Below are 23,301 nucleotides of genomic sequence, written 5' to 3'. Positions count from 1 at the left end.
TAGACCCTACCAAGCCGAAGTCTAACGCTCCGCGTCAGATACATCGTAGGCAAGGCGGGGTTTATTTTTTTGCCCGCTTTCCTTTGCTTTTATCTATTACATGATCCCTTGGCACGAACTTCCAGTGCCGATATGGATCCTTCCAGCAAGCATCTTCACTCTTTGCCCCCGTTGAGATTCCAATGTTGAAATTGGGATACACCGTCTTGATTTCAGATAGAATGAATTTATAGAGCTTTTCTTTGGCTACGGTTCGTTTCCCCCGGCGATGCTTCCCTTCGGGGATGGCTTTATGCAGGTCGTTTAACCGAAAAAACATCGATCCCAGAACAATATCCAATCCCTGCAACAAAATGTGCTCATGCGACTTAATTTCAGTAATATCACCCTCCCGAATACGGATGCGCGCTTTTTCAAAGTGGCGCATTGCCTCCAACATTCCGAGGTATCCTTTGAACTGCTCCGCCCGCTCTGAAGTGTCTGGAAACTGGTCAAAATACAGACGCAGGTAAACTTCCGGATGGGCATGCTCCATGTGTTTCAGTCCAAAGCTATGCTTGATGAACTGATAGTAGAGCTTGAAATATTCAAGCGCCTTTTCCTCCGGGTCATCGAATCTGCGAACATACCTGTTTTGGCGAAACATGATACGTACTTTCAGGTTTCCGGCGCGCAACTCATCGAAAAAGACCTGAATAAAACTTATATATCGATCGAGATAAGCATCGGTAACCTTCTGCCATTTCAGTTCATTTCTGAAGCCTAGCTCATCCCTCTTCGACTCCAACCGCTCCTTAATACGATCGTATTGCGACAATCCGACCATCACACCCCCATAGAAGTTCGAGTAAAACTCTCCCTTCTTGGCAGATTCATCACAAAAAATTATATATTCCTTGTCTTTCATCGCATCTAAACAATCCCGATTCCGAAGAGCGCTTATACTCCCATTTATGCCACTAGAGTCCCATTCAGCTCTTCAAGAATCGAGTGCAAATCGGAACCGAACAACAGTGCGGCCTTGCCAAGGCCACCTTCCTGGGTAAAGGGGGCATAGTCGAAATCGTCGGTTTCGATGCTGAGACTGGTTGCAATGTGGTCGCGGATCATGTTGAGCCAAGCGAGCTGGTCTGGCGTGAACGTGGCCCCGGCCTTGGCCTTATCCATCAGCCAGTCGTTAAACCGTTCCTCGACGGACTCGGCAAAAGGTTTGAGTACGGGCTGCTGTTCCAAGGCATGGCTTATGAGCGGCACCAAATCCGCGAAACGATGCGCAACCGACTTTCGACCTTTGACGCTGCGCCCCTCGATCCGCTCAAAGGCATTCCACACCGAATCAACGGGAACCGGGCCGAACGGTTCCTTCAGCTTGGCTTCGAGTTCCTTGAGCATTCTTTCGGTCAGCCGTTTTTTGTAGGGACGGCTATAGAGAATCTGCAGCGCCTCTATCTCGGCGCGATGTTCTTCGATGTATTCCCGGAACGAGGTGACCAGGCCGGCGGCCTTTTCCTTGGCGGTGGCATCGAAACCGGTTCCTTCTTCAATGACCTCGTCAATGGTTACCGTGTCGATGGTCTGCTCCAACTCCTGCTTGGCCTTCACCAGGTTTTCGCGCAGTTCGGGGCTGTCGAATGGTGAGCAGGCTTCGTCGATCAGTTCCTTGCGCGCGGCCTCGAAATCCTCTTCCGCCACTTCCTGCGGTTCGGCGCCCGGCCCCGCCGCCTTTTCGGCAATCTTGTCGGGATTGACGGCATCCAACAATCCCCCGGCCATATCCGAAAGGGTTCTGCCTCCGGCGAGTTCGGTGATTTCCTCCGCCTGTTCCTTGGTCACCTCCCGATCCAGCTTGGCGAGCCGCCCGGCCAGGGAGGTCAGGGTATCCTCATCGCGCTTGCCCATGGCGACGCCAAGCATCAGCTTGTCGAACGCAACGGTGCGCTTGCGCTCCAGCGGGCGGGAGTCGGTTTTATCGCTCTCGCACACCCCCACCGCGTCAACAATGATGAAGTGGGTTTTGGCATGCGCATCGGCGCCGCTGACGGATTGCAAATCGGTGGAGGTCAGCACACGGGTGCCGCGACCTTTCATCTGCTCGAAGTAGACCCGGCTACGGACATCGCGCATGAACAGCAGGCATTCGAGCGGCTTGATGTCGGTGCCGGTAGCGACCATGTCCACCGTCACCGCAATCCGCAACTGGGGCGATGTACGGAACTGGGCAATCAGCTCCTCGCCCTTGGCCGGCTTGCCCGTTTCGGGATGTTTGGATTGGTAGGTGATCTTCTTGGAAAAATCGTTCCCCTTCCCGAATACATCGCGTACGGCATGCACAATGTCCTCGGCGTGCGAATCGTCCTTGGCGAAAATCAGGGTTTTAGGAACCATCTTCCGGCCAGGAAATATTTCGGTGGCCAGCGCAACCTTGAACGCCGTGAGCACGGTGCGGATCTGCGAGGGATTGACCACGGAACGATCCAACTGGTTGGAGGCATAGGCCAAATCCTCGTCCAGTTTTTCCCACCGCACCGCGCGGGTTTCCTTGTGGCGCTTATCGACGTAAAATCCCTTATCGACCTTGGAACCCTGCTCGGTGACCTTGGTTTTGATGCGGTAGACTTCGTAGCCGACGTTCACGCCGTCGGCCACCGCACGGTCGTGGTTGTATTCCATCACCAGATTCTGGTCGAAAAAACCAATGGTCTGCTTGGAGGGTGTGGCGGTGAGGCCGACCAGGAAAGCATCGAAATATTCCAGCACCTGCCGCCACAGGCCGTAGATGGAACGGTGGCATTCGTCGGTGACGATAAAATCAAAAGCCTCTATGGGAATGGTCGGATTGTAGGCGACCTCTTTCGGGCGATTGTCGGCCTGTGCCAACTCGAAACCGGATTTTTCGTCGATGTCTTCCTCCAGCTCTTCTCCGCGTAGCATGGAATAGAGCCGCTGGATGGTGCAGATGGTTACGCGGGAAACGGAATCGAGCTTGTTGGAGGTCAGATGCTGAACGTTGTATTCTTCGGTAAACTTGCGGCCCGTGTCGGGCATGACATATTGGTCGAACTCGCCCTTGGCCTGCCGGCCAAGGTTTGCGCGGTCAACCAGGAATAGCACGCGCTTTGCTCCCCCATGGCGGATAAGCCGATGAACAAAAGCACAGGCGGTGTAGGTTTTGCCCGCCCCCGTCGCCATTTGGATCAGAGCCCGGGAATGATTCTCCGCAAACGAACACTCGAGATTGGTGATGGCCTCGATTTGGCAGGCGCGCATTCCATCCGTATTCAAGGGATGGTCGGACGGCATGTTGGCCAGCCGCTCGCGCAACGTCGTGTCCTTGGCCAGCCACTTTGAAAAGGTTTCCGGTTGGTGGAATGAGAACACCCGGCGCGATCGGGGTTCGGGGTCGCGCTCATCGCGGAAGTAGGTCTCTATGCCGGTGGACTCATAATAGAACGGGAGCTGGCCTTCGATCTGGAAGAAATCGGGAAGGTTTTCACCATAGCGGCCCGACTGTTCCGCCACCGTCGAAAGCGTGGTGCCCTCCTTCTTGGCCTCGATCACGCCGACGGGCTGACGATCCACCAGCAACAGATAGTCGCACCGGCCCGACTTGAGGGTGACCTCGCGCACGGCAATGCCCGGCCCGGCCCCAAGGTTCAGCGCCTTGTAATCCTGCACAAGCCAGCCGGCATCGACCAACATGCGGTCAATGTTTTCCCTGGCAACCTGCTCCGGATTCTGATTCGTCATTCCCCCGCCCCTTCGCCTTATTACGCGATGAACGTAAAAAGACTAGAGACTCCAAGGATTTCGAGCAAGCCCAACCCTTGAAAAGATATTTTCCTGAAACGGGAGAGTTTAGTATTTTTTACTAGTAAAGCGGGGTGCAAACGCCGGTTGAAAAGTGCGGCGGGCGGCGGGGCGGTCGAAACGTGAAACACTCAATATAAAACCGCCGGTTTCCGGAACGTGTCATACCGGATTAACCCAACTTGTATTTATTGGCCACAAAGAGGCACAAGAAGCGCTAAAACCCGCTGAACGGAATTGTCTTTGTGTTCCTTGTGACTTTTTGTGGCAATCCATTTTCCTGCAAGGGCGGAACTTCAGATAAATTCCATATCGGGAGAACCTTCCTGAGCCGAATAGCGGCCCTATTTGGAGCGGCTCGGGCCTCCGAGCGTTGCGTTCGGAAGTCGCCGAGGCCGTCGATCCTCCACAAATCGCAGCAAGCAGTAGGGTATTCAGCCTAGGCTTCGCAATAAACGTCCCGCCTTCAAGCAGTAGAGTTGCCGGCTCGGCCTAGCTTCCCGTTGAACCCGTTTCTTAACGGGCGGCTACCCATTTAGGTGATGCCCTGGTTCTTCCCAGGCAATCTAATAGCTATATTCCAAAGGCTTGTTTGACCCCGCATATTTCACCGTGATCGGTTGACCTTCGATATGGTAGTCCAACGATACCTCCATGGTTCCTATCCGAATCGATACGGCCGCAGGGTAGGATGATGGCGTGCAGTGGAATTCTCTCGTGTAATAGGAACCGGGAGCTCCTGTAAAGGTAAGGTTTCCAAAGTTCACCTCATATTCAAGTAACTCGGAAGATTCATTGATAATCGTCAGATCGTTGTTTCCTGACCCAAGACCAACACCGGCACTCTCATAATTATCACCATTCCCCCCATCGTCCCCTCCGCACCCAACAAGTGCGATAATGGTTCCGATCACCATGGCCGACATAAGTTTTCTTGCTGCGTTTTTCATTCTTTCCTTTTTCTAGGCTGTGCGCAGACCTTCCGGTATAGGTAGCGCTTAGGCCTGCGCTTGTTACGCGACCCCCTTGGCCTCCGCGAGACGCTAGGGATCTTCCAGAGATAAGGTAGAACATGGAATGCAGGCAATCAATTTTTAAGTGATCACTATCTTTATCGATCCTTATTTATATGCATTGTCAACAGGGTGCTTTAGTGTAAACGCCGGTTGAAAAGTGCACCGGGCGGCGGCCCAAAAGTGTAACACTTTTTCGTTAATTACCCCGCTTCCTTGCGGGTGTCAATTGCTCCTACGGTTTCTTTGTTTTCTGCCGCTGTCCCCGGCGGCGCAATGAGTCCTGCAGCCTGAAACTTTCACCATTGGCTTCGAGGATATGGACCCGGTGGGTCAATCGATCGAGTAAAGCGCCAGTGAGCCGCTGCGAGCCCAGCACCTCCGTCCATGATTCGAAGGGCAGGTTCGTGGTGACCACGACGCTGGTGCGTTCGTAGGCCCGGCTGACGACTTCGAAAAGCAGTTCTGCCCCCAGCTTGGAGAACGGAACGTAGCCGAGTTCATCGAGCACGAGCAGGTCGGAGCGCTCGAGTTGCTTGAAGAACCGGTCAAGCTGCCTTTCCTCCCGGCGTTCGAGCAACTGCGTGACCAGGGCGGTGACGCCGAAGAACCGCACCTTGAAGCCCATCTGGCAGGCGGCGAAGGCCAGGGCGGTGGCGAGGTGGGTTTTTCCGGTTCCGCTGTTGCCGATCAGCAGCACGTTCTCCCGCTCCTTGATAAACTCGCCATGGGCTAGTTCCCTCACCAGCGGCTGGTTGATCGAGGGCTGCTCCTCGAACCGGAAGCTGTCGAGGGTTTTCACAACGGGGAAACGGGCGGACTTGAGGCGGCGTTCGGCGGCCCGTTGTTCCCGGTCGTGAATCTCCTGTTCGATGAGCCGCAGCAAATAGGTCGAGTAATCGGCCCGTTCGGCCTGGCAGACCGAGGCCATCTTGCGGTGCTCCCGCAGGACACTCGGCAGCTTCAGCGTTTTAAGGTAGTGCTCGAGCAGTACATGCGACGGGGTCTTCGTGCTCATGCGCCCACCTCCTGTCCGAGCAGACGGTTGTAGTCGGCCACATCGACGCAGTCCACCTGGACCTCTCGTAGATGCTCATGGCCGTCGAGGCTGAACCGGGTGCATCGCCATTCCGGCCGGGGAATGAGGAACTGGGCAATGGCGTCTCGGGAGGAGGCCCCGCAACGCAGCCCCTGCTCAACGGCCCGGGCCAGTTCCTTGGGTGAATGCTTTTCGAGCAGACGCAGCACCTTGATGTACTCCCGGGTTCCTTCGCCATCGAGATCGGCCTCCAGCCTGCTGCGCAGATCCCGAAAGCAGGATGGCAGTTTCCAGTCTTCCAATGGCCGGGCGTGGTCGAGCCCGCCGGGCTTGCGTTCGAGCAGTGCGAGATAGTGCACGGGGTTGAAATGGACGCCGGCCTTGCCCCACAACCGGGGATGTTCGGCGATGCATTCATCGCCCCGGCAGACCACAATCCGGTCGATATAGCCCTTGACCACCGTTTCGTAGTGGGCGTAGCGCACGGGCACCGAATAATCGTTGCCGTCGAAACGCACGAGCGACAAGGAGCTGGCGGTGCAGGTTCGCACCCGGCAGGACTCGAACGGCACGACCGGCAGATCAATAAAACGGCCACGCTCATCGGCCAGCAACTGCCCCTTCGTTCCGTCCTTGCCCCGCAGTTTACGCCCAAGCTCCTCCCGGCAACGCTCTTCAAGCATGCGGTTGAGCTCATCAAAGCTACGAACCTCCGGCACCGGAACCATGAAGTTGGAACGAGTATAGCGCACCATCGATTCGACCACGCCCTTTTCGTTACCTCGGGCCACGTTGCAGAAGTGTTCCTTGAACAGATAGTGGCTCTGGAGCTGGAGGAACCCGTCGGTGAGCTTGCGTTGGTGGCGCTTCATCACCTTGGCCACCATCACCCGCTCGTTGTCGTAGCTGATACGGCAGGGTACGCCATCGAAAAAGGTGAAGGCCCTCACATGCCCATCCCAGAAAACCTCCGTGCAGATCTTTTCGTAGGCCTGCACATAAACCGCATCCGAATACGGCAGGCTCATCACAAAAAATGCGACCTTCCGAAGCTGGCCGTTTATTTTAGCGAGGGCATAGCCGAAATCCATCTGCGCCTCTCCGGGCCGATGGGCCAGCGGAATGTAGACATCCTTCAGACGCACCCGGGCGTTGCGCACGGCATCTTTCACCTGCGTATACCCGCCGGTGTATCCTTCCTCTTTCAGGCGATCAAAAATCCGCTTGGCCGTATGCCGTTGCTTTTTTGGCAACTCCCGGTCCTGCCGGAGAATCTCGTCGATCCGACCGAGAAACGGCCCGATCATGGGCTTCGGCCTCGGCTGGGCCATCCGGTATCCCGGAGGCTTGGGGTGCGCCAGAATCTTCTCCAGCGTCTTGGTGTGAATCCTGTACTCGGCCTTAACCTGTCGCTTGCTGACGCCTTCAACAAGCACCTTTCGTCTGATATCGGTCCACCATTGCATGTCTATGTACACTCCTTTACCTCCCGGTTCCGAAACGGTTAGGCAACCACGTTGCCCGATCCGTCCGGAAATCCGGAAGTTTTAGTTGGAGTGTTACACTTTTAGACCGCCCCGCCGCCCGGTGCACTTTTCAACCGGCGTTTACACACCAAGCAACTTGAGTCACATTGGAATAATTTCGTGGTTTTTGTGAAAAGATAAGCCTAAGGGGTTATTCCCCCTGAATCCCTCATCCCATCGTTAACCAGAAACAAGTGTAGCCGCATATCAGTTTCCTACTTTGGGTTATGCACTTCGGGAGATAGTTTTCCCTGCGCTTAAACTTCCCATGCAATGCTCATCGCCTAGATGCAGAACGTCTTCTTGAATACAGAGGTCTAATCTTGGTTACAGAACCCCCTGAATTTGGTTACAGAATGGTTACAAAACCCCCTAGTTTGAGGAGTGGAAATTTGAAGCAGGCAAGAGCAGGAAAAAGCAACACCCCAAAAACGCCCACTTTCATTTAGATCAATAATAGAAGGGTTAAAACACAAAAAAAGCCCCTGAAAACAGGGGCTTGAGAGTGGAGCCGGCGGTCAGAGTCGAACTGACGACCAACGGATTACAAATCCGAAAACCACATTTTGGTACACCGTTCTAAATATGCTATTTACATATATTTTAAAAATCTCGATGCAACTTCAATGCAACCATAACTTGTTTGGGGTAGGATCTTTGTTATGCTGGTTGCATTGAAAGGGATGTCATGAGCAAAAATAAACCAACGATCAAAGATGATGGGTACGAGATTCACGCGGGTTACAGAATACGCCTGATTACCACCAAAGCGGGTAAACGATACCAGGTCGACCTAGGGAGATCCACCGGCAAACATGTACGCCAGTCTTTTACGTCATTACAAAAAGCCCGTAACTGCGCATTTGAGAAGAGCAATACAGCAAAGAACCAGGGCGTAAAGGTTCTGGCTTTCTCCGACCGCCAGCGGAAAGACGCAGTAGCCGCTCTCGAAATGCTTGAGCCGTTCGGTATTAATCTAAAGGAAGCCGCCGCCTTCTACATCAAACATAACCAGGAAGTCGACCACACCAATGGCACCGGCCAGCTGCTTGATCAATACTACGCCTACCAGAAACAACGCTATGAAGACGACGAGATCCGAGAGCGCTCATATAAGGAATATAAGATTCGACTTTCTAAGTTTCAGGCCGATATGAAGAACCTCGCCATCGACACCATTGAGCCCTCCGATGTCGATGACTGGTTGGATAAACAGAAATTCAAGGCTACCAGTCGCGATAATCACCGTCGCTATCTCAGCGGTTTCTTTAACTGGTGCATTGTTCAGGACAAAATCAAAGCGAACCCGGTACAACGCACACGGAAAATCAAGAAACCCTCTCACACTCCGGAGATTTATACCGCCAAAGATGTCAGCACCATCATGGAGGCCTGCGTTGATTTCACCGAGGAGGCCGCAACTTTGAAAAACGGGAAAAAACGCCCAGTCAGGAAGGTGAAGGTTGACGGCAAATTTGTGCCTGCAGAGCGAAGCAGTCTAATCCCCTATATGGCCCTGGCATTCTTTGTCGGCATACGCCCCAACGAGATCACCCGGCTAAAGTGGAAGGACATCGACCTGCAGCTGGATGAGATCCACGTAAATGCAGATACCTCGAAAACCTCAACGGCTCGCATCGTTCACATCCCGGCCAATCTCAAAAAGTGGCTGATCCCGTATCGCGGTGATGACGACGCACCGGTCTTCCCCTATTCCGATACTGTGCTCCGAAGCTGGCGTCGGGCCATATTCAAGGATCTCGATGTTAAATACATCCAGGATGGAGCTAGGCACTCCTTCGCCACCTACTACTTAGCCTTGAACACCATGGATGACACCATTCAGGAACTGGGGCACACCGATACAAAGATGCTGTTTAAGCACTACCGCGGCCTAGCTAAAAACCGGAAGAATCAGGCCAAGGCCTATTTCAAGATCGCACCCGCAAAAGAGGCCAAGATCATTCCTATGACGAAAGCGGTATAGTCTTCAGATATTTACCTGGTAATGCGTACTGCGCCCGCTTCCCTCAGGAATTAACACTGTTTTGGCAACAAGATCCTGCAGATCGCGGGTAGCTGTGGGCTTGGTTGCTTTCGTAATCGCCATGTATTTTTTTGCCGTCATACCGCCCTCGAACCCAGCAGGCCCCTCAGCGAGCATACGGCGAACAGCCTTCAACTGCCGAGCGTTGAGCTCACCTTCAACGCGGTCAAACAACCTGGTTTTCTTCAGGGTGAATTCAATTTCGGTCTCCGCCTGCGTTTGAGCATTCATCAGCATGTTCACAAACCACTCGAGCCACTCCGTTACTCTACCGGCCTGTTGAGCCAGTTTTAAGGCGTCGTAATAGCCCTGCCGGTCCTCATCAATGGAACGCGACAGACTCATAACCACCGGCCTGCCCAATCCCTGGGACAGAACCTTTTCGGAAAGGGCCCGGCCGATTCGCCCATTACCGTCCTCAAACGGATGAATGGACTCGAAGTAGAGATGAGCCAAAGCAGAACGAACGGGCGCATAACAAATTTCATACTGCGCCCCCGGTGCCGTAGCATTAAACCATTCGACAAAGCGTTTCATTTCCCCGGGAATCTGCGGCGATGGCGGGGCTTCGTAGTGAACCTGCTCGCTGCCGACTGTACCCGATACAATCAACATGGGCTCTGAATGCGAGCGCCATGCCCCCGACTTCACATAAGCGTTATCCTCCATGAGCATCGAGTGCCATGTGAACAACATTTTCCGGCTTAAAGCATGGGCGAAATCGTCCCTGACATAAACCATCAACTCCGCAATTCCCCTTGCTCGGGAGTCACTCACATGCCTGGGCCTCGAAGGTATACCGAGATTATTCTTAATCGAGGACATCACGTCAGGACGACTAAGCATTTCGCCCTCGATCTCAGAACTTTTTACAGCCTCGGCAACCATCAACTCAATGACGGCATCCATCCGGAGTGATTCAGGAAGGGCGGACAACAAACCGTCAACCCGGCCCGTTTTTTCGGTAAAACGGATCATTTTCTCCTGAATTCCTGTCAAATCGTATTGGAATTCAGGCCAATTATCCTGCTGCCAGATATATTTCATGAGCCGTTTATGGCACTTTATCGGCTCACAAAGGAAGAATATAATGAGCCGATTAATACTGTTATTCGGCTCACCGCCTCGGTTCCCAGCTTGCTCTGAAACCTGAAACAATCGGCCAGCGTCTTTTCCGGGGAGTAGACTTGAACCCGGACGCCATCGACAACATGCGTTTCGATTCCGGAATCATAAGCAGCTCCGGCAAACCAGTGGGCATCAAACGGCGGATAATCGAGCCTGGGCAGGGTCGTGTTGCGCGGTACCGCCACAGAGACTTCGAACGGGATCTGTGTGGTTATTTCATGAAAAGAGAGAGCGGAGATCAGGTAAACCACCGCTTTCGGTTAGCGCAGGGACACAGTTACCAAATCGGGGTTGCCCAGCGCCGGGAGATCAGACAACCGGTAGACACCACGTGATACCAGCTCAATATCCCCGCGGTCCCGCAGGGAATAGAGCTGCGTCCGGCTTATGCCCCCCGCAAGCGCTGCATGCATGCGCAACTGCCCGCCATGCACCTCAAATATCTGCCTGGTGCCTGCCTTCATTTAAAGACATAATTTCCACACTAATTAATTTAATGCTGACTATATGTCCTTTTAGAATTTTCATTGCAAACACTATCAGTTTCAATTGGTCTACACTGAATATACCAGCCGGATCCCCTAAACCTATTGTCAGACCGAACACTCTTGGTCCGTCATCAAAACACAGGGATGTCATTTGTGACCACAAAGGAAGAAAACTTAAGCACAAGCTACTAGACCTAGCTGCCTACGCCTTCTATCCCGCTCTGCTCTCTTCTTTTCCCGATCCTCCAACCTCTGCCGAAGCCCGAGATCGACCTCGTGGGGATTTTTTGGAGAAGCATCGCAGTCTTGCAACTCCCCCTTACAGAACCGATCCCAGATTTTTGAATACCAGTAGTCCACCGCCGTAATCGCCAGATCCAGATCATACCTTTCCTTCAGCCAGACCTGTATGCTTTCATGTCCTTTACCCCCGCTTATCAGGCCCGCTGTCAGATGCTCGACTAAATCGACTACCATTTCCTCGGTAAGTGCAGGTTGGCGGGTAGGCCTGTAGTTGTTTTTCTCCAATGCCCAAGTACCACCCTCCCGCCAGCGCTTCACCCAGTTCGTCACACTGGCCCGGCTGCAACCGACCTCCTCAGCGATTTCATCGGTAGTGTACTTTCCTGACAAGGCATGAAGGATGACCTGGTACCGACGCTTCGCCTTCCAGTTTTTCTGGAAATGAGCATCGTCTATATGATCAAGAAGGTCTTCACGGGTGTAGGTGCTGGAGGTGATTTTAAGTTTCGGTCTCATAATGAGGAAGTATAGCAGAACGACCGAATTCATGCACATGATATGCGCAGAAATTCCTTCATATCAATCTACACGACAGTCGATTACCGAATCAGGAGCTACCCATCGACAACCGTGTAGTTATCGATGGTAATACGTCCGCTGAAATTGGAGTTGGTGACGTCAAACTCTTCCTGGACCCAGCTTCATTCTAAACACATTCCGAAGCATTATTCCGCTGGGATAACGCACAACCCCTTCATACTGGCATTCCGAATAAACTCGACCTTTGCGCCTGTCGGTGCGGCAATGGTAATCTGTAGTTTTTTTCCTTTGATCCTCCAGTCGACATGCACCGGTCCTTTGGGGGTGGCCATGGCTCCGCTGGCGTGTTTGAGGCCGGATATCCACGGGCTGATCTCGAAGGCCTTTCCGCCCGCGTCAGTCTGACGGATACCCAATACGATACGCGTCAGGAACCAGATCGGGCTCGACGCCCAAGCGTGGCAGTGGCTGCGGGTCGGGAAGCCGAGGGTATCAAAATCGCTTCCTGCAAACATTTCCCAGACCGTGCTGGCACCGACGTCGATCATCGGCTGGAATTTGGTGCGGATGGAGTCCAACAATGCGTCATATTCCCCCGCCTTTTCCAGTGCTTCATACATAAACTGCATGGCGAATGGCGAACCGATGGTGGTCATGCCTTTCGGCGAGTTGAGCAGGTTGTTGAGTGCGGACTTCTGAATGCGGGGCGTAGCCACATCACACATAATTGAAAGCATAGAGGTGTGCTGGCAGGTCTTGACGCTCGCTTTTCCGGTAGTGTCGAGCAGGGCATCCGGATAGCTCCCTTTCTCCTCATTCCACTGGGCATTGATCGCGCGGATGAGTCTGTTGCGGCGGGTTTTAAGTTTTTTCTGAGTTGCATTTTCACCCAGCACGTCCGCGCAGTTTTCCGCAGCCTGCAATGCACCGACCAATAGCATGCTGTTGTGCAGCACCGTTTCGTTATCGTGATCAATCGGCGCCCATTCGAGCAGGTTCCACAGCGGCCCGCTGAAGAGACCGTATTTATCTTTGTACTGCTCCGCCCCGTCCAGATTTTTGAGAACAGCGGACCACAGTTTTTTCAGAAAGCGCTTATCGCCGGTATGGAAATAGTGTTCCCAAACCTGCATACCCCACAGAAAGCTCCAGGCCGGAAGCTGACAGTCCCACGATGACGGAACCTGGCAACCAACCATCGGAAACTGATCAAGCGACTGCGCACCGAGTTCAAGGCTGCGTGCAGAAACATCGTAGTTGCCATACGCCGCAAAGGCATAGAGTGCTTCATTTCGGGCATCGCCGATCCAGAGCGTCTGTTCATAAAGCGGGCAGTCGGTAAACGTGTCCTCCATGCAGAGCTGCAGCGTGCGCTCGGACATGCTCCAGATTTTATTTAACGACGGATCGCTCGATTTGAACATTTCAACCGGAGAAACCGGAGCGGTCGACTCAATGATGCGCACCGACTTAATTTCGACCGGTGCCTTCGCGTTACGGATTGTCACAAACAGATACTGCCCTGAGCGGCGTTTGAGCGACGTAAAGCGGTTGACGCCCTTTTTCGTGATGTAACGCATGCCGTTGCGGTTGAACGGAAGCGTGTGCTGAATCGTTCCATCCGGTGTAATGTATTCCACCGCGTTAAGGTCAACAATCACACCTTCGTCTGCCTTGATTGTAAATTCAAAATAGCCACAGGTCTGCTCGCCAAAGTCGAAGCAGAGTTCCGCATCACCTTTAGGCGAAGGCGTGACCGTAACAGGTACGGCGCTATCGCCGAGAGCGCCGCCTGCTGCAGAGCGGACGGCTCGGCGAGCCATCCCTACCTCTGTACGTGCGGTAAACTGCGCAGCTGGATCCTCCATAAAGACCTGCTCTATGGACCGGTCCAGCGTACTGAAGCCTTTAGGATATTGCTCGATGGCCTTCTGCCAGCGCCGTTCAGCCTTTTTGGCTTCTGCATGTTCAAAGCTGGCAAACCAGCGGCGGTCGTTATCGAGGAACAGGCAGGCGGAGGCCAGCTCAACCGACCACTCGCCCCAGCCCTTGAGGTTCAACCACGGAAAGGCAAGTTCCTTATTGTGGCCGTAAAAGCTGTTGCAGAAAAAGCGGATCTCATGCTTGCCGGGCTTCAGCGTAACCTTGCCGGTTTTAAGCAAGCGACCGCTTACCGACACCTTCCACTCCATGGAACTGAAATCAAACTGCTGTTTTTTCCGGACCGTAAGAACGGAACCAAGCACCACAGGACGGCTGGTATAAAAATTCGCTTCGATCATTTCGCCGTGCGCCAGTTGTGCTACGGGAACGCACCAGTGCGGCGCGCTCTTTTTGACGCGGGTAGCGGTCGGCTCGCCGACTGGGCGGCGCGGCTTTTGGGTCAGCAGGCCGGTGTTGCGCTGCACCAGCTTTCCGGGACGCTTCACTTCGACGGCGGGCTGCCAGTCGAGCACTTTTTCGAGACGGGCATCATATTCCTCGAACGGCTCCATCTGGATCGAGATCTTCGGCGTCCACTGCTGCCAGGCATGCGACGGTGCAGCCTGCCAGCTGGAGTCGGTTCCGATCATCTGGCCATCGACCAGCAGGGCAGCGCGCAGTCCGGCTACCTGAGGAATCTGATGGAAGGTACCGATCCCGAAATAGCGGGCGATCACTTCGATCTTGTTTTTTCCTTTTTTGAGCGCGGCGGAAATATCGTGCTCGTCATACTGATAATGGTCTGGATAGGCACGCGCCGGTCCGTCGTGAATCCACTTGCCGTTCACCGAAACCCGATACCAGCTGTCGGCCGTAATCTGCAGCAGCGCTCCATCGGTTCTGGTTACCTCGAACTCCTTTTTAAAGAGCACGGTTTGATTGTATTCACGAAGCGCATTGTGCGCACACCAGATCCATTTTGACCTTTTCATAAACCCCTCATCTAAAGCTGAAAACCTATTTAGCCCTCAATCTAGAAAATCTGCTAATTACTAAAAAGAATGAACTGCAACACCATTGCTGCAGCTCACTCCCTTATTCCCAACATTTGCCGACAATCAGCCTTCCAGCACCACCACTACGGAATGGGTTGCGCCATCAACCGGAAGGGCCTGAACCGCATCGTGCGCCGCTCCATCAACACTGATGGATGCGACAGCGGCACCGGCTTTTTTACCGGGATTGCTGATGCGGATGTCATACGTGGTTCCACGGTAGGTCCGATTCACAGAAGCCTCTTCCCACGCCGACGGCATGCAGGGCTTAATCACCAAACCGCCGAGTGTGCGGCGCACGCCGAGCATGTGCTCGGTGACACACTGATACATCCACGGCACGGAACCCGTCGTCCAGGAGTGTTCGCCCATGCCCACACGGTTTTCGCTGTCGGGGCCGTAGTAGCCATTGAAGAAGACATTCGGTTGGTTGAGCACCGGGCGCTCCGGATTGCCCGGCTGAACCGCCTGCCACAGCTCGTAGGCTTCATCGGCCATGCCGCGTTCCAGCAGCGCCAGCAGCATAAAGGCGTTACCGTGCGTATAAACGCTGGCATTTTCCGCCGCACCCGGACGGATGGAACTCAGACGCCCGACGTTCTGCACATACTTGGTGTAGGCCGGCCAGTTGAGCATCAGCCCCCAACCGGAATCGAGCATTTGCCCGACACTGTTCCAGCTCTGCTCCCAGCGATCTTCCGGCACCACTTTTCCAAGCTGCGCCCAGCTCTGCATGTTAAGGAAAATCTTTCCTTCATCGTTCTGCTGCGAACCGATCGCATTCGCATCATCATCGAGCGCGCAGATATACCAGTTGCCGTCCCAGGCATGTTCGTTAATGGCCGCGGCCATCTCTTTCTGCCACAGGCGATATTCGGTGGCATCATCAGCTTTACCGATGTATTCCGCAATATCCGCTAGAATCAGGCAACTGCGACAAAAAGCCATCGAAAGCCATACGCTCTCGCCGCGCCCTTCGCGGCAGACACCGGTCAGCGAATCGTTCCAGTCCCCATAGAACACTAGATTCAGGTCATGCGCTCCACGGTCTGCACGCAGACGCTTGAGCGAGCGGCGCAAATGTTCATAAACCGAGGCCTCGCCCTGATCAAAAAACGGCACCACCTTTTCCAGCGTTTCAAAATCGCCGGTTTCAGCGAGGTATTCAGAGAAGGCACCAATCATCCACTGCGAGCTGTCGGCATAGCGCAGATCATCAATCGGATGCCAGCCGCGCAGGCCGAAACCAGATTCATACTGATGCGCGCAGGCTTTCAACAACTGTTCCAGCGCCGCTTCCGGTTGCTGGATCACCGCGCCCTGGCACTGCTGGATAATATCTCGATAGCCTTTAAAGCCCCAGCGGGTCCAGACCACACCGTAGTCAATCTGCTTCGGACTCCAGACATTGACCATGTTGTTCAGCACATCATCCGGGGTTTTCACCTGAAGATTGGCCGCTCGCTTATTTTCCGTCGTCAACAGCGCGTCAAAATGAACGTCGGATTCCAATGAACCGGACGAGAGATATTTTGAGGTCAACGCGTCAATCATCGGCACCGCATCGCAGGCACCGATCATAAAGCGGACTTCATCCTGCGCCCCCGCAGCCAGATTCATATCGACCTGCATGGTGCCAACCGGGCTGAACATCGCACATTTGGAATTGGAACATGCACCCTGCTCCACCGCCAACGGGTTCTGCGTGGTACGACGTGGGCCAATCACGGCACCGAGGCTCGCATCCCACCCATCGGGTTTTCGGTTGATCGCCAGGAAACCATTATGCCACGGAAGGTCGACCCCTTCCAGATAGCGAGGGGCATCCATGCAGACAAAGAGCGCTCGTTGCTCAGGCAGATATTCAGCTATACGGTGCAGCTCGCCACAATAAAGATCTTCGCCGTCGCAATTCATCGGCACATAAGTAAACAGCTGCATTTTGCGGGCGCTGTCACCCGTGTTGCGCAGCCGCACATCCCACACTTCCACCGGATCTTCACCGGCCGGCACATAGATTCGCCAAACGGCTTCAATACCGTCGGTCACATTTTCGACCACCTGGTAGTTCTGCCCGTTGCGGCATTCGTAGCGGTCGTAGTCTTTATAGACCGGCGCAAAACCAATCGAAAAATATTCCCCGCTCTCCGCATCACGCACATAGACGAAGCGGTCGTTCTGCACAATCTTGCAGTTACGCCCCGCCGGCGACATATGCTTGGCCATGCCGCAGTTGCCCTGATCGAGCATGGTCAGGTAGTTCGGATTGTAGAGCATGTTATGCAGCGTACGATCCGGCTCCGGTGTCGCAATGCACAGCTCTTTTCCATCCGCCTTGTATTCGAAGGGGATTTTTTCCGATGCCCCGCCAAATTCGGCAGGAATTATTTCCGTTAATGTTCCACTGTCAGCCATGATTCTATTCCTTTTTTCTCAAACTTCGTTTTCGAGTCGAAAGTCGAAAGTTTAAACGTCTAAAGTCGTCCAATACTACGGACCTTCGACCTTGGACGTTCCGACCTTTGACCGTGCTTTCAATTTGTTCACCAGCAAACGCGCCACGCCCATATCCGTATCACGGACGGTCTCGGGACCGGTCACATCAGGATAGGGTTGCCAGCGCTGGAAGATCCAGGTATCGGGGTTGCCGCCTGCGGCGACATATCCATCAAAATATTCCAGGGTGTTATCCACGGCGGAGGCACTGCGCTCGGCCGCATTCTGTGCCTTTTCCTTTTCCTGCACCGTGTTGGAGCCGACATAGGAAAAGTCGTCGAAGGCATTAATGATGATCCCGCTGTCGAGGCCCAGCGATTTCACAATCGCCTCTGCGGCCATGATGCGCCCGAAGTCCAGCCGCTTTTCATTGCGCCCATCGTAACGGCAATCCTGATAACTGAAATCAATGTGCAGGTGATCCAGCTCCACCCCGCGCTCGCCCAGTTTCTGTTGCGCAGTGGCGAGAAATTCCTCCATGTCGATCGGATAGATGCAACCGGGGTCGGTCGTCGTATAGGTATCGCCCACTGAAAAATAACCAAGCGATTCAATCATGCCGATTTTAGCCGCGGGAAATTCCTCATGGATCATGGCGAGCGAATCAACCACCTCATCCATGACCACGCGCCAGTCAGGATCTTTAACATATGAAGCCATCGGCTTCGCGCCCTGCAGGCAGAGCCCCACATTCCACATTACGGCATGGTCCGTGCTTAGATAATCAACCGTTCCGCCGGCTTTCACCCAGCGTTGCAGCACCTTAATTTCCTGCGCAGCATACGCTACGCCGCTGCCTTCACCGTATAATTTAGGATCCCAGCGCAACGCGCCGATCTCAAAGGCACACTTCAGCCCGGCTTCGCGGGTAAAGGTCGCCAGCTGTTTCAGCTCCTCATCGCTGTACTTCTCACCACCGAGCGATTCAATAAACTGTTTAAACACCGCTGTTTCACCATACACCGTCGGCCAGTTGGCGGTATCCGTAAACTGCTCCAGGAAATCATCACGGATCCCGCGCGTCACCGTATTGAGCGACGCCGGCCCATACCAGACCCCCAGCCCGGCATCACGCACCGGCTCCGCGGCCTCCGTCACCTTCGGCTTAACCGATTCAGTCGGTTCCATCGGCGCACAAGCAGCCAGTACGCCACTTATCACTACTAAATTTATGAGCTTAATATTCATTGGATCCCTGGTTATAAATGCCTGTTCGAGCGATAACCCGCCCTATATGAAATACAATCTGTCATATTATATATTACAGTTCAATTTCATTTTCCAATTTATTTTCTTTTCCGCCGGACATCAGGCAGGGAGAGCTGAGGAGAGCTTGCCATGCCCCACAGGAAAGCAGAAGTCGAGGCAGGGCTGGTTCGATGAACCCGCCGCCGTTCCCCCGCCCGGCCGATGCACCACCCTTCTCCGGGCGGACCGTTCATCGAACCATCCCTACCAAACAAATCATGTCAAAAAACACCAATCTGTCCGTTTATTTCTGAGTGACCACCTTAAAACCATCCGTCCGGAACGGAGCGAGCGGCAGGCCGGCCTTGTTGAAGAGGTTAACATCTGCCGGGTCGATCCAGTTGGACCAGAGGTAGCGCACGGCAACCGGCTCGTTTACCTCCGGGCTGTGGATCACCAGTTTTCCCTTTTTCAGCTCCGCCACAGCAGGCACAAACTGCTCATCCGTACCGGCAAGGGTGAACCCGTGAATCACGTCGCCCTTCTGTTCCAGCCCTTCGGCGTTTTTCAGTGAAACAACCGCTTTACCGCCACTGAAGTGGACCGACTCAAGGGAGGGCCCGGCAAACGGTATCTTTTCTCCATAGACCGCCCCGCGGGCGTAGAGCGCCAGCCGCTCACCGACCGGGCGTTTGTTGCGCGGATGGATATCCTTTTGATCGCCCAGCACAGGAATCGGGATTACGCCGACGTTCGGATCGGCTTTGGCAACAGCGGCTTGAGAATCACGCACGACCGCCCAGACGAGATGCTCCGCACCGCCGCAGCCGAAGCCCGGCAACTGCACGACCAGAAACGGCAGCACCGGATCCTTAAAATCGCGCCGCCAGTTAGCAACCAGCGTTTCGAGCACATCGCGGTAGTCGTAGGCCCGCCACATATTGCTTTCGCCCTGATACCAAAGCACCCCGCGCACGGAGTACGGTAGGAGCGGTGCGATCATGGTCCCATACAGCCCACCTGCCCGGTGCGCGTGATAAGGGCCCATCGGTTCGACCGGCTTCTTCGTGCTCTTTTTATGCACAAACGCCTTCCAATCCGCTTTGTACTGAATGTAGGCCGCCTTGTATGAATCAAAGCTGTCAAATTTCGCACGGTATTCCTGATCGCACCAGTCGGCATACTCGGAAAACGGCTTGCAGTCGGTGGAGAACGCTGGATCCATCCACGCCTCGGCCGGCGTACCGCCGCGGGCCGACATGATCAGCCCGACCGGCACATCCTTAAACTTTTCCTTGAGCGCGCGCCCGAAGTACCACGTTACTGCAGAAAAGTCGGTCGCGTTTTCCTTCGTGGATTTCTGCCATCCTTTGATCGGAAGATCGGCATCCAGCTCATTCATAACTTCCGGCATAGCAAAGAGGCGCAGGCCTTCTATGTCCGCTCCACCCGACTGAAACAGATCCGCCGCACCGTCTGTATTCCACAGCGCCCAGCGCATATTCGACTGTCCGCCCGCGAACCAGACCTCACCGACGAGGAGATTGGAGTATTGGATGGTTGGATTATTGGATGACTGGATCAACATGTTCCAAGGGCTGGAAGAGGCTGGCATGGGGGCTAGGGTGATTTCCCAATGCCTGGAAGAATCCGTGACGGCCGACTTTTTCTGCCCCGCCTGTCCTGAGCCTGCCGAAGGGGCAAATTCAACCATTACTTTTTCCCCGGGCTCGGCGGTGCCCCAGATGACAACCGGTTTCCCACGCTGCAGCACCATATTGTCAGTAAAGAGCGGACCGGTTTTAATGGCGGCAGAGACCGAAACCGCCAGTGCACAAAAAACAACAAACCAAATTCTTCTCATCATAATACGGCACCTTTCATACATAGTTATATTTTTTCACCACAGAGTGCACAAGGGCCCCTACTCTGTGTCTCAGTGTACTCTGTGGTAAATACTCCATCCTGATATCAGCCGCAGACAGACAGGCCCTGACTGCTGAAAAAGCTTCTATTCGAGTGTGGAGGGGCACGGGCCCCGTGCCTACACCGGTGAAAAGCCCGTAACGAGAGGCCTTGCGTGCGTAAGTCGTCGGGCCGCCGACCCTCCATTTTTTACTGTTCAACAAGCCCATATAGGCAGGTGATTGTGCCGGCAAGAAACAATCTCCGTCCTGTTCTATTTTGGTGTATTTCGTGGTTCATCCAGTTTTGTTGATTCAGTGCGGACGCTACTCAAACGTCCCCATCTTTTCGAAAAACAGATCCCAGTTGTCGGTCGCATGCCAGAGCCTCTTCTGCTCAAGACAATCGTAGGTCCAGAAAAGCATGCCGTTGACCCTTTCTTTCTGCGCCAGGTCGCGAACGGTCACCATGTTATCGACCGCTTCCTCGAAGGTTTTTTCGACATGATCAAATGCACCGAACTCGCCGATGATGACCGGTTTCTTTATCCGGATCCCCTTCATCTCTTTGGCAAACAATCCGGTGGAAGCCAGGTTGTTTTCAAAGGCCCGGTCCACCGACTCCTTGGTATTGGCCCGATAAAAATGCACATCGAGAAAATCGAGCGGACCATCACCCAGCGCCGTCAGTGTGGGCGGATAACGCTCATCCTTGAAGCGGCCGGGCCAAAGACCGGCATCTTCTTCATAATCTTTACCGACCGCCCGCGGAACAAAAACGCCTTCGGCCACCAGCATGTCGGGGTCGATGGCTTTCACCGCCTTCATGATCCGCTTGTGGTAATATTGATATCCTTCATCCATCAGCGCATGGCGCTCCTTCGTATCTGAAAGATCGTATCGTTTGCCATTGGCCGCCTTAAACGGCCCCTTCGTTTCAGAAAACGGCCAGGCATCGGCCTTCATATACGCTTCGTTCTGGCACTGCAGCCCCAACAGGGTCGGCAGGAGGTTCGGATCGTTCTTTTTCACATACGACAGGAAGGACGCGATGAACTCGATGCGTGCCTCGATCCCCTCCTTCGTGAGAAACAGAGTATTCTTGTTGAGCTTACGGCCCTTAAATCGATCGTAGTAATAGGCATTCATCGGCAGGCCGCCGTCACCAAAGGTGGGAAACACGCGAATATTGTGACGGGTCGCCCGACGCAGGAAATCGAGCACATTATCCATGTACGGCTCATAGTTCCCCTGCGTGGTGTCATAGTTTCCGCCGACACCGGGGTTGGCTTTGCTGCGACCGATCAGGAAAACGCGAACCGTGTTGTAGCCATGCTTTTCCAAAGTCTGGAACATTTCCTCCGCACGCTCCGGCTCATAGTGGGCTTCTGTAGAATCGGTCGCCGCGTCAAAGGTGGAATGCCCCGGCTCCAGACGGATATAATTGAATCCCTTTACATAAAACGGCTTGCCGGAACGTTTCAGCACAAACTGCGCCCCGCTGATCCCCGGCTTCACCGCAACCCGTTCCAGCGGTTGAACCGTCTCCCCTGCTCCTGTCAGTGAAGCTGCCATTACAAAAACTCCTGCGATCCATTTTACAATATTCATTACAATTCGTTGCTTTCCATTCATTCGTTGCGACCAAAGCGGTGACGCCGTCACCGCACTTGTATGTTTCTCCAACCAACTCAAAACAGGTAGGGAAAAAGGATTTTGAGAATGAATTTCTATAACGTCGGAGAAATCCTTTTTCCCGTGAAAGGGGTTGTGCAATCCTCGTAGAGGAGTGCCTCCCCCGGCCGGCCAGCCGGGAGAGGTTCCCGTCCGGTGAGATCGTGCCGCACTGGTTCGCCTTTGGCGAACGTTCTGGAGCCCGGATCCGCCGGATGGTTGCCATATTGAACTCGAACTGTTGCATGAGCCGTACGAGCGAGCTCGCATTAGCAAGTAGGAGCAAATATGAACAAGGAAAAAGTATACTGTGGCGTCGATGTTTCCAAGAAGCATCTGGATGCCTTCAACGGAAAAACAGCGCGTCGCTTCGACAACACCTGCGAGGGTGCCACGGCGCTGATGAACTGGGCGGGCAGCGCCCACTATGTCTTCGAGTCCACGGGCGGCTACGAACGCATGGCCGCCTGGATGGTGATGGCCGCCAGCGGCACCGCGAGCATCGTGAACCCGTCGCGCGTCCGGCACTTCGCGCTGGGCATGGGGCAGATCGCCAAGACCGATCCGATCGACGCGCGGATGATCCGCGACTTCGCGTCGCACACCGACCCCAAGCCCTCCGAGAAGCCTTCGGCGACGCAGCGCAGGCTCACCGCCCTCGTTGATCGAAGGGTGCACCTGAGCGACATGCATACGGCCGAGAAGAACCGCTTGGGAACTGCCGACGAGCCGGAGATGGTCAGACTGATCAAGCAGCATCTCAAGTGGCTTGAAAAGCAGCTCGAGAAAATCGAAGCGAAAATCAAAGATACCCTTGCCGAAGACGCAACCATGACGCAGAAGGCCAAGTGTATCCAGTCCATCAAAGGCCTGGGCATCGTCAATGCGGTGACCCTGCTCGCCCACCTCCCTGAGATCGGCACGCTTTCGCGCAGGGAAATCGCGTCGCTGGCGGGACTCGCCCCCTTCAACCGGGACAGCGGGGGCAAGTCCGGCAGGCGGCATGTCTGTGGCGGGCGCCGAAGGTTGCGTTCCTGCCTGTACATGGCTGCCATGAATGCCAGGACATACAACCCAGTTCTTCGCGAGTTCTACCAGCGTCTGGTAAATGAAAACCACCGCCCAAAAATGGTCGCGCTTACGGCGGTCATGAGAAAGTTGCTCATCGCTGCTAACTCCGCCGTGAAAAATGCTGAAATTTAGGTTGCTGTTAAGCACTGTTGCTCCAGA

General features: G+C 54.2%; 16 protein-coding genes. 2 read left to right on the top strand and 14 right to left on the bottom strand.

What is annotated here, in order from left to right:
• Positions 1 to 61: 61 nt before the first annotated feature.
• From E9954_RS31225 to istA, 5 genes are all read right to left on the bottom strand, one after another.
• Complete coding sequence (locus tag E9954_RS31225; protein WP_136083231.1) at positions 62 to 907, bottom strand: DUF3800 domain-containing protein; 846 nt, start codon at positions 905 to 907, stop codon at positions 62 to 64.
• A 44-nt stretch (positions 908 to 951) separates the two neighbouring features.
• The gene (locus E9954_RS31220) at positions 952 to 3,747 is read right to left on the bottom strand and encodes a type I restriction endonuclease subunit R (protein WP_136083230.1); all 2,796 of its coding nucleotides are present in this window, start codon (positions 3,745 to 3,747) and stop codon (positions 952 to 954) included.
• Positions 3,748 to 4,373: 626 nt separating this feature from the next.
• Positions 4,374 to 4,757 (bottom strand): hypothetical protein, encoded by a 384-nt coding sequence (locus E9954_RS31215; RefSeq protein WP_136083229.1) that lies wholly within the window; start codon positions 4,755 to 4,757, stop codon positions 4,374 to 4,376.
• A gap of 298 nt (positions 4,758 to 5,055) precedes the next feature.
• Positions 5,056 to 5,838: an IS21-like element helper ATPase IstB gene (istB, locus tag E9954_RS31210; RefSeq protein WP_136081560.1), complete on the bottom strand. Its 783-nt coding sequence runs from the start codon at positions 5,836 to 5,838 to the stop codon at positions 5,056 to 5,058.
• Positions 5,835 to 7,325, bottom strand: a complete 1,491-nt coding sequence (istA, locus tag E9954_RS31205; RefSeq protein ID WP_136078734.1) for an IS21 family transposase — start codon at positions 7,323 to 7,325, stop codon at positions 5,835 to 5,837. Before istA ends, istB begins: the two co-directional genes overlap by 4 nt.
• A 748-nt stretch (positions 7,326 to 8,073) precedes the next feature.
• On the opposite strand from istA, the gene E9954_RS31195 reads away from it, so the two are divergent.
• Entirely contained in the window at positions 8,074 to 9,372 is a 1,299-nt protein-coding gene (locus E9954_RS31195; protein WP_136083228.1) for a tyrosine-type recombinase/integrase, read from the top strand.
• A 3-nt stretch (positions 9,373 to 9,375) separates the two neighbouring features.
• Here E9954_RS31195 and E9954_RS31190 read toward each other — a convergent pair whose 3' ends face one another.
• The 9 genes from E9954_RS31190 to E9954_RS31155 all read right to left on the bottom strand — a co-directional run bounded on the left by E9954_RS31190 (position 9,376) and on the right by E9954_RS31155 (position 21,972).
• Positions 9,376 to 10,479 (bottom strand): Fic family protein, encoded by a 1,104-nt coding sequence (locus tag E9954_RS31190; protein ID WP_136083227.1) that lies wholly within the window; start codon positions 10,477 to 10,479, stop codon positions 9,376 to 9,378.
• Between the two features lie 17 nt (positions 10,480 to 10,496).
• On the bottom strand, positions 10,497 to 10,811 hold the full coding sequence (locus E9954_RS33220) for a type IV toxin-antitoxin system AbiEi family antitoxin domain-containing protein (protein WP_222847384.1): 315 nt from the start codon (positions 10,809 to 10,811) through the stop codon (positions 10,497 to 10,499).
• Positions 10,812 to 10,820: 9 nt separating this feature from the next.
• Positions 10,821 to 11,024, bottom strand: coding sequence for a type IV toxin-antitoxin system AbiEi family antitoxin domain-containing protein (locus E9954_RS33215; RefSeq protein WP_222847383.1), 204 nt, complete (start codon positions 11,022 to 11,024; stop codon positions 10,821 to 10,823).
• 198 nt (positions 11,025 to 11,222) lie between these two features.
• Entirely contained in the window at positions 11,223 to 11,846 is a 624-nt protein-coding gene (locus E9954_RS31180; RefSeq protein ID WP_136083226.1) for a helix-turn-helix domain-containing protein, read from the bottom strand.
• 170 nt (positions 11,847 to 12,016) lie between these two features.
• On the bottom strand, positions 12,017 to 14,746 hold the full coding sequence (locus E9954_RS31175) for a family 78 glycoside hydrolase catalytic domain (RefSeq protein ID WP_136083225.1): 2,730 nt from the start codon (positions 14,744 to 14,746) through the stop codon (positions 12,017 to 12,019).
• Between the two features lie 126 nt (positions 14,747 to 14,872).
• Positions 14,873 to 17,224, bottom strand: coding sequence for a GH36-type glycosyl hydrolase domain-containing protein (locus E9954_RS31170; RefSeq protein ID WP_136083224.1), 2,352 nt, complete (start codon positions 17,222 to 17,224; stop codon positions 14,873 to 14,875).
• A 75-nt stretch (positions 17,225 to 17,299) separates the two neighbouring features.
• Positions 17,300 to 18,433: a hypothetical protein gene (locus E9954_RS31165; RefSeq protein WP_136083223.1), complete on the bottom strand. Its 1,134-nt coding sequence runs from the start codon at positions 18,431 to 18,433 to the stop codon at positions 17,300 to 17,302.
• Positions 18,434 to 18,797: 364 nt separating this feature from the next.
• Positions 18,798 to 20,360, bottom strand: coding sequence for a sialate O-acetylesterase (locus tag E9954_RS31160; protein ID WP_168442723.1), 1,563 nt, complete (start codon positions 20,358 to 20,360; stop codon positions 18,798 to 18,800).
• Positions 20,361 to 20,724: 364 nt separating this feature from the next.
• On the bottom strand, positions 20,725 to 21,972 hold the full coding sequence (locus tag E9954_RS31155; RefSeq protein ID WP_136083221.1) for a glycoside hydrolase 5 family protein: 1,248 nt from the start codon (positions 21,970 to 21,972) through the stop codon (positions 20,725 to 20,727).
• Positions 21,973 to 22,359: 387 nt separating this feature from the next.
• Here E9954_RS31155 and E9954_RS31150 point away from each other — a divergent pair, with 387 nt between their 5' ends.
• A complete protein-coding gene (locus E9954_RS31150) occupies positions 22,360 to 23,274 on the top strand; it encodes an IS110 family RNA-guided transposase (protein WP_136078431.1) in 915 nt (304 codons plus the stop codon).
• Positions 23,275 to 23,301 lie beyond the last annotated feature (27 nt).

Origin of the sequence: Pontiella desulfatans (assembly GCF_900890425.1) — a bacterium.
Lineage (GTDB): Bacteria > Verrucomicrobiota > Kiritimatiellia > Kiritimatiellales > Pontiellaceae > Pontiella > Pontiella desulfatans.
Note: the sequence above shows the minus strand (reverse complement) of the source record. Positions and strands in the feature narration are given on the sequence as shown.

Coding starts and splice junctions, on each gene's coding strand:
- E9954_RS31225 (WP_136083231.1), bottom strand. CDS start 907: ATGAAAGACAAGGAATATATAATTTTTTGTGATGAATCTGCCAAGAAG.
- E9954_RS31220 (WP_136083230.1), bottom strand. CDS start 3,747: ATGACGAATCAGAATCCGGAGCAGGTTGCCAGGGAAAACATTGACCGC.
- E9954_RS31215 (WP_136083229.1), bottom strand. CDS start 4,757: ATGAAAAACGCAGCAAGAAAACTTATGTCGGCCATGGTGATCGGAACC.
- istB (WP_136081560.1), bottom strand. CDS start 5,838: ATGAGCACGAAGACCCCGTCGCATGTACTGCTCGAGCACTACCTTAAA.
- istA (WP_136078734.1), bottom strand. CDS start 7,325: ATGCAATGGTGGACCGATATCAGACGAAAGGTGCTTGTTGAAGGCGTC.
- E9954_RS31195 (WP_136083228.1), top strand. CDS start 8,074: ATGAGCAAAAATAAACCAACGATCAAAGATGATGGGTACGAGATTCAC.
- E9954_RS31190 (WP_136083227.1), bottom strand. CDS start 10,479: ATGAAATATATCTGGCAGCAGGATAATTGGCCTGAATTCCAATACGAT.
- E9954_RS33215 (WP_222847383.1), bottom strand. CDS start 11,024: ATGAAGGCAGGCACCAGGCAGATATTTGAGGTGCATGGCGGGCAGTTG.
- E9954_RS31180 (WP_136083226.1), bottom strand. CDS start 11,846: ATGTGCATGAATTCGGTCGTTCTGCTATACTTCCTCATTATGAGACCG.
- E9954_RS31175 (WP_136083225.1), bottom strand. CDS start 14,746: ATGAAAAGGTCAAAATGGATCTGGTGTGCGCACAATGCGCTTCGTGAA.
- E9954_RS31170 (WP_136083224.1), bottom strand. CDS start 17,224: ATGGCTGACAGTGGAACATTAACGGAAATAATTCCTGCCGAATTTGGC.
- E9954_RS31165 (WP_136083223.1), bottom strand. CDS start 18,433: ATGGAACCGACTGAATCGGTTAAGCCGAAGGTGACGGAGGCCGCGGAG.
- E9954_RS31160 (WP_168442723.1), bottom strand. CDS start 20,360: ATGATGAGAAGAATTTGGTTTGTTGTTTTTTGTGCACTGGCGGTTTCG.
- E9954_RS31155 (WP_136083221.1), bottom strand. CDS start 21,972: ATGGCAGCTTCACTGACAGGAGCAGGGGAGACGGTTCAACCGCTGGAA.
- E9954_RS31150 (WP_136078431.1), top strand. CDS start 22,360: ATGAACAAGGAAAAAGTATACTGTGGCGTCGATGTTTCCAAGAAGCAT.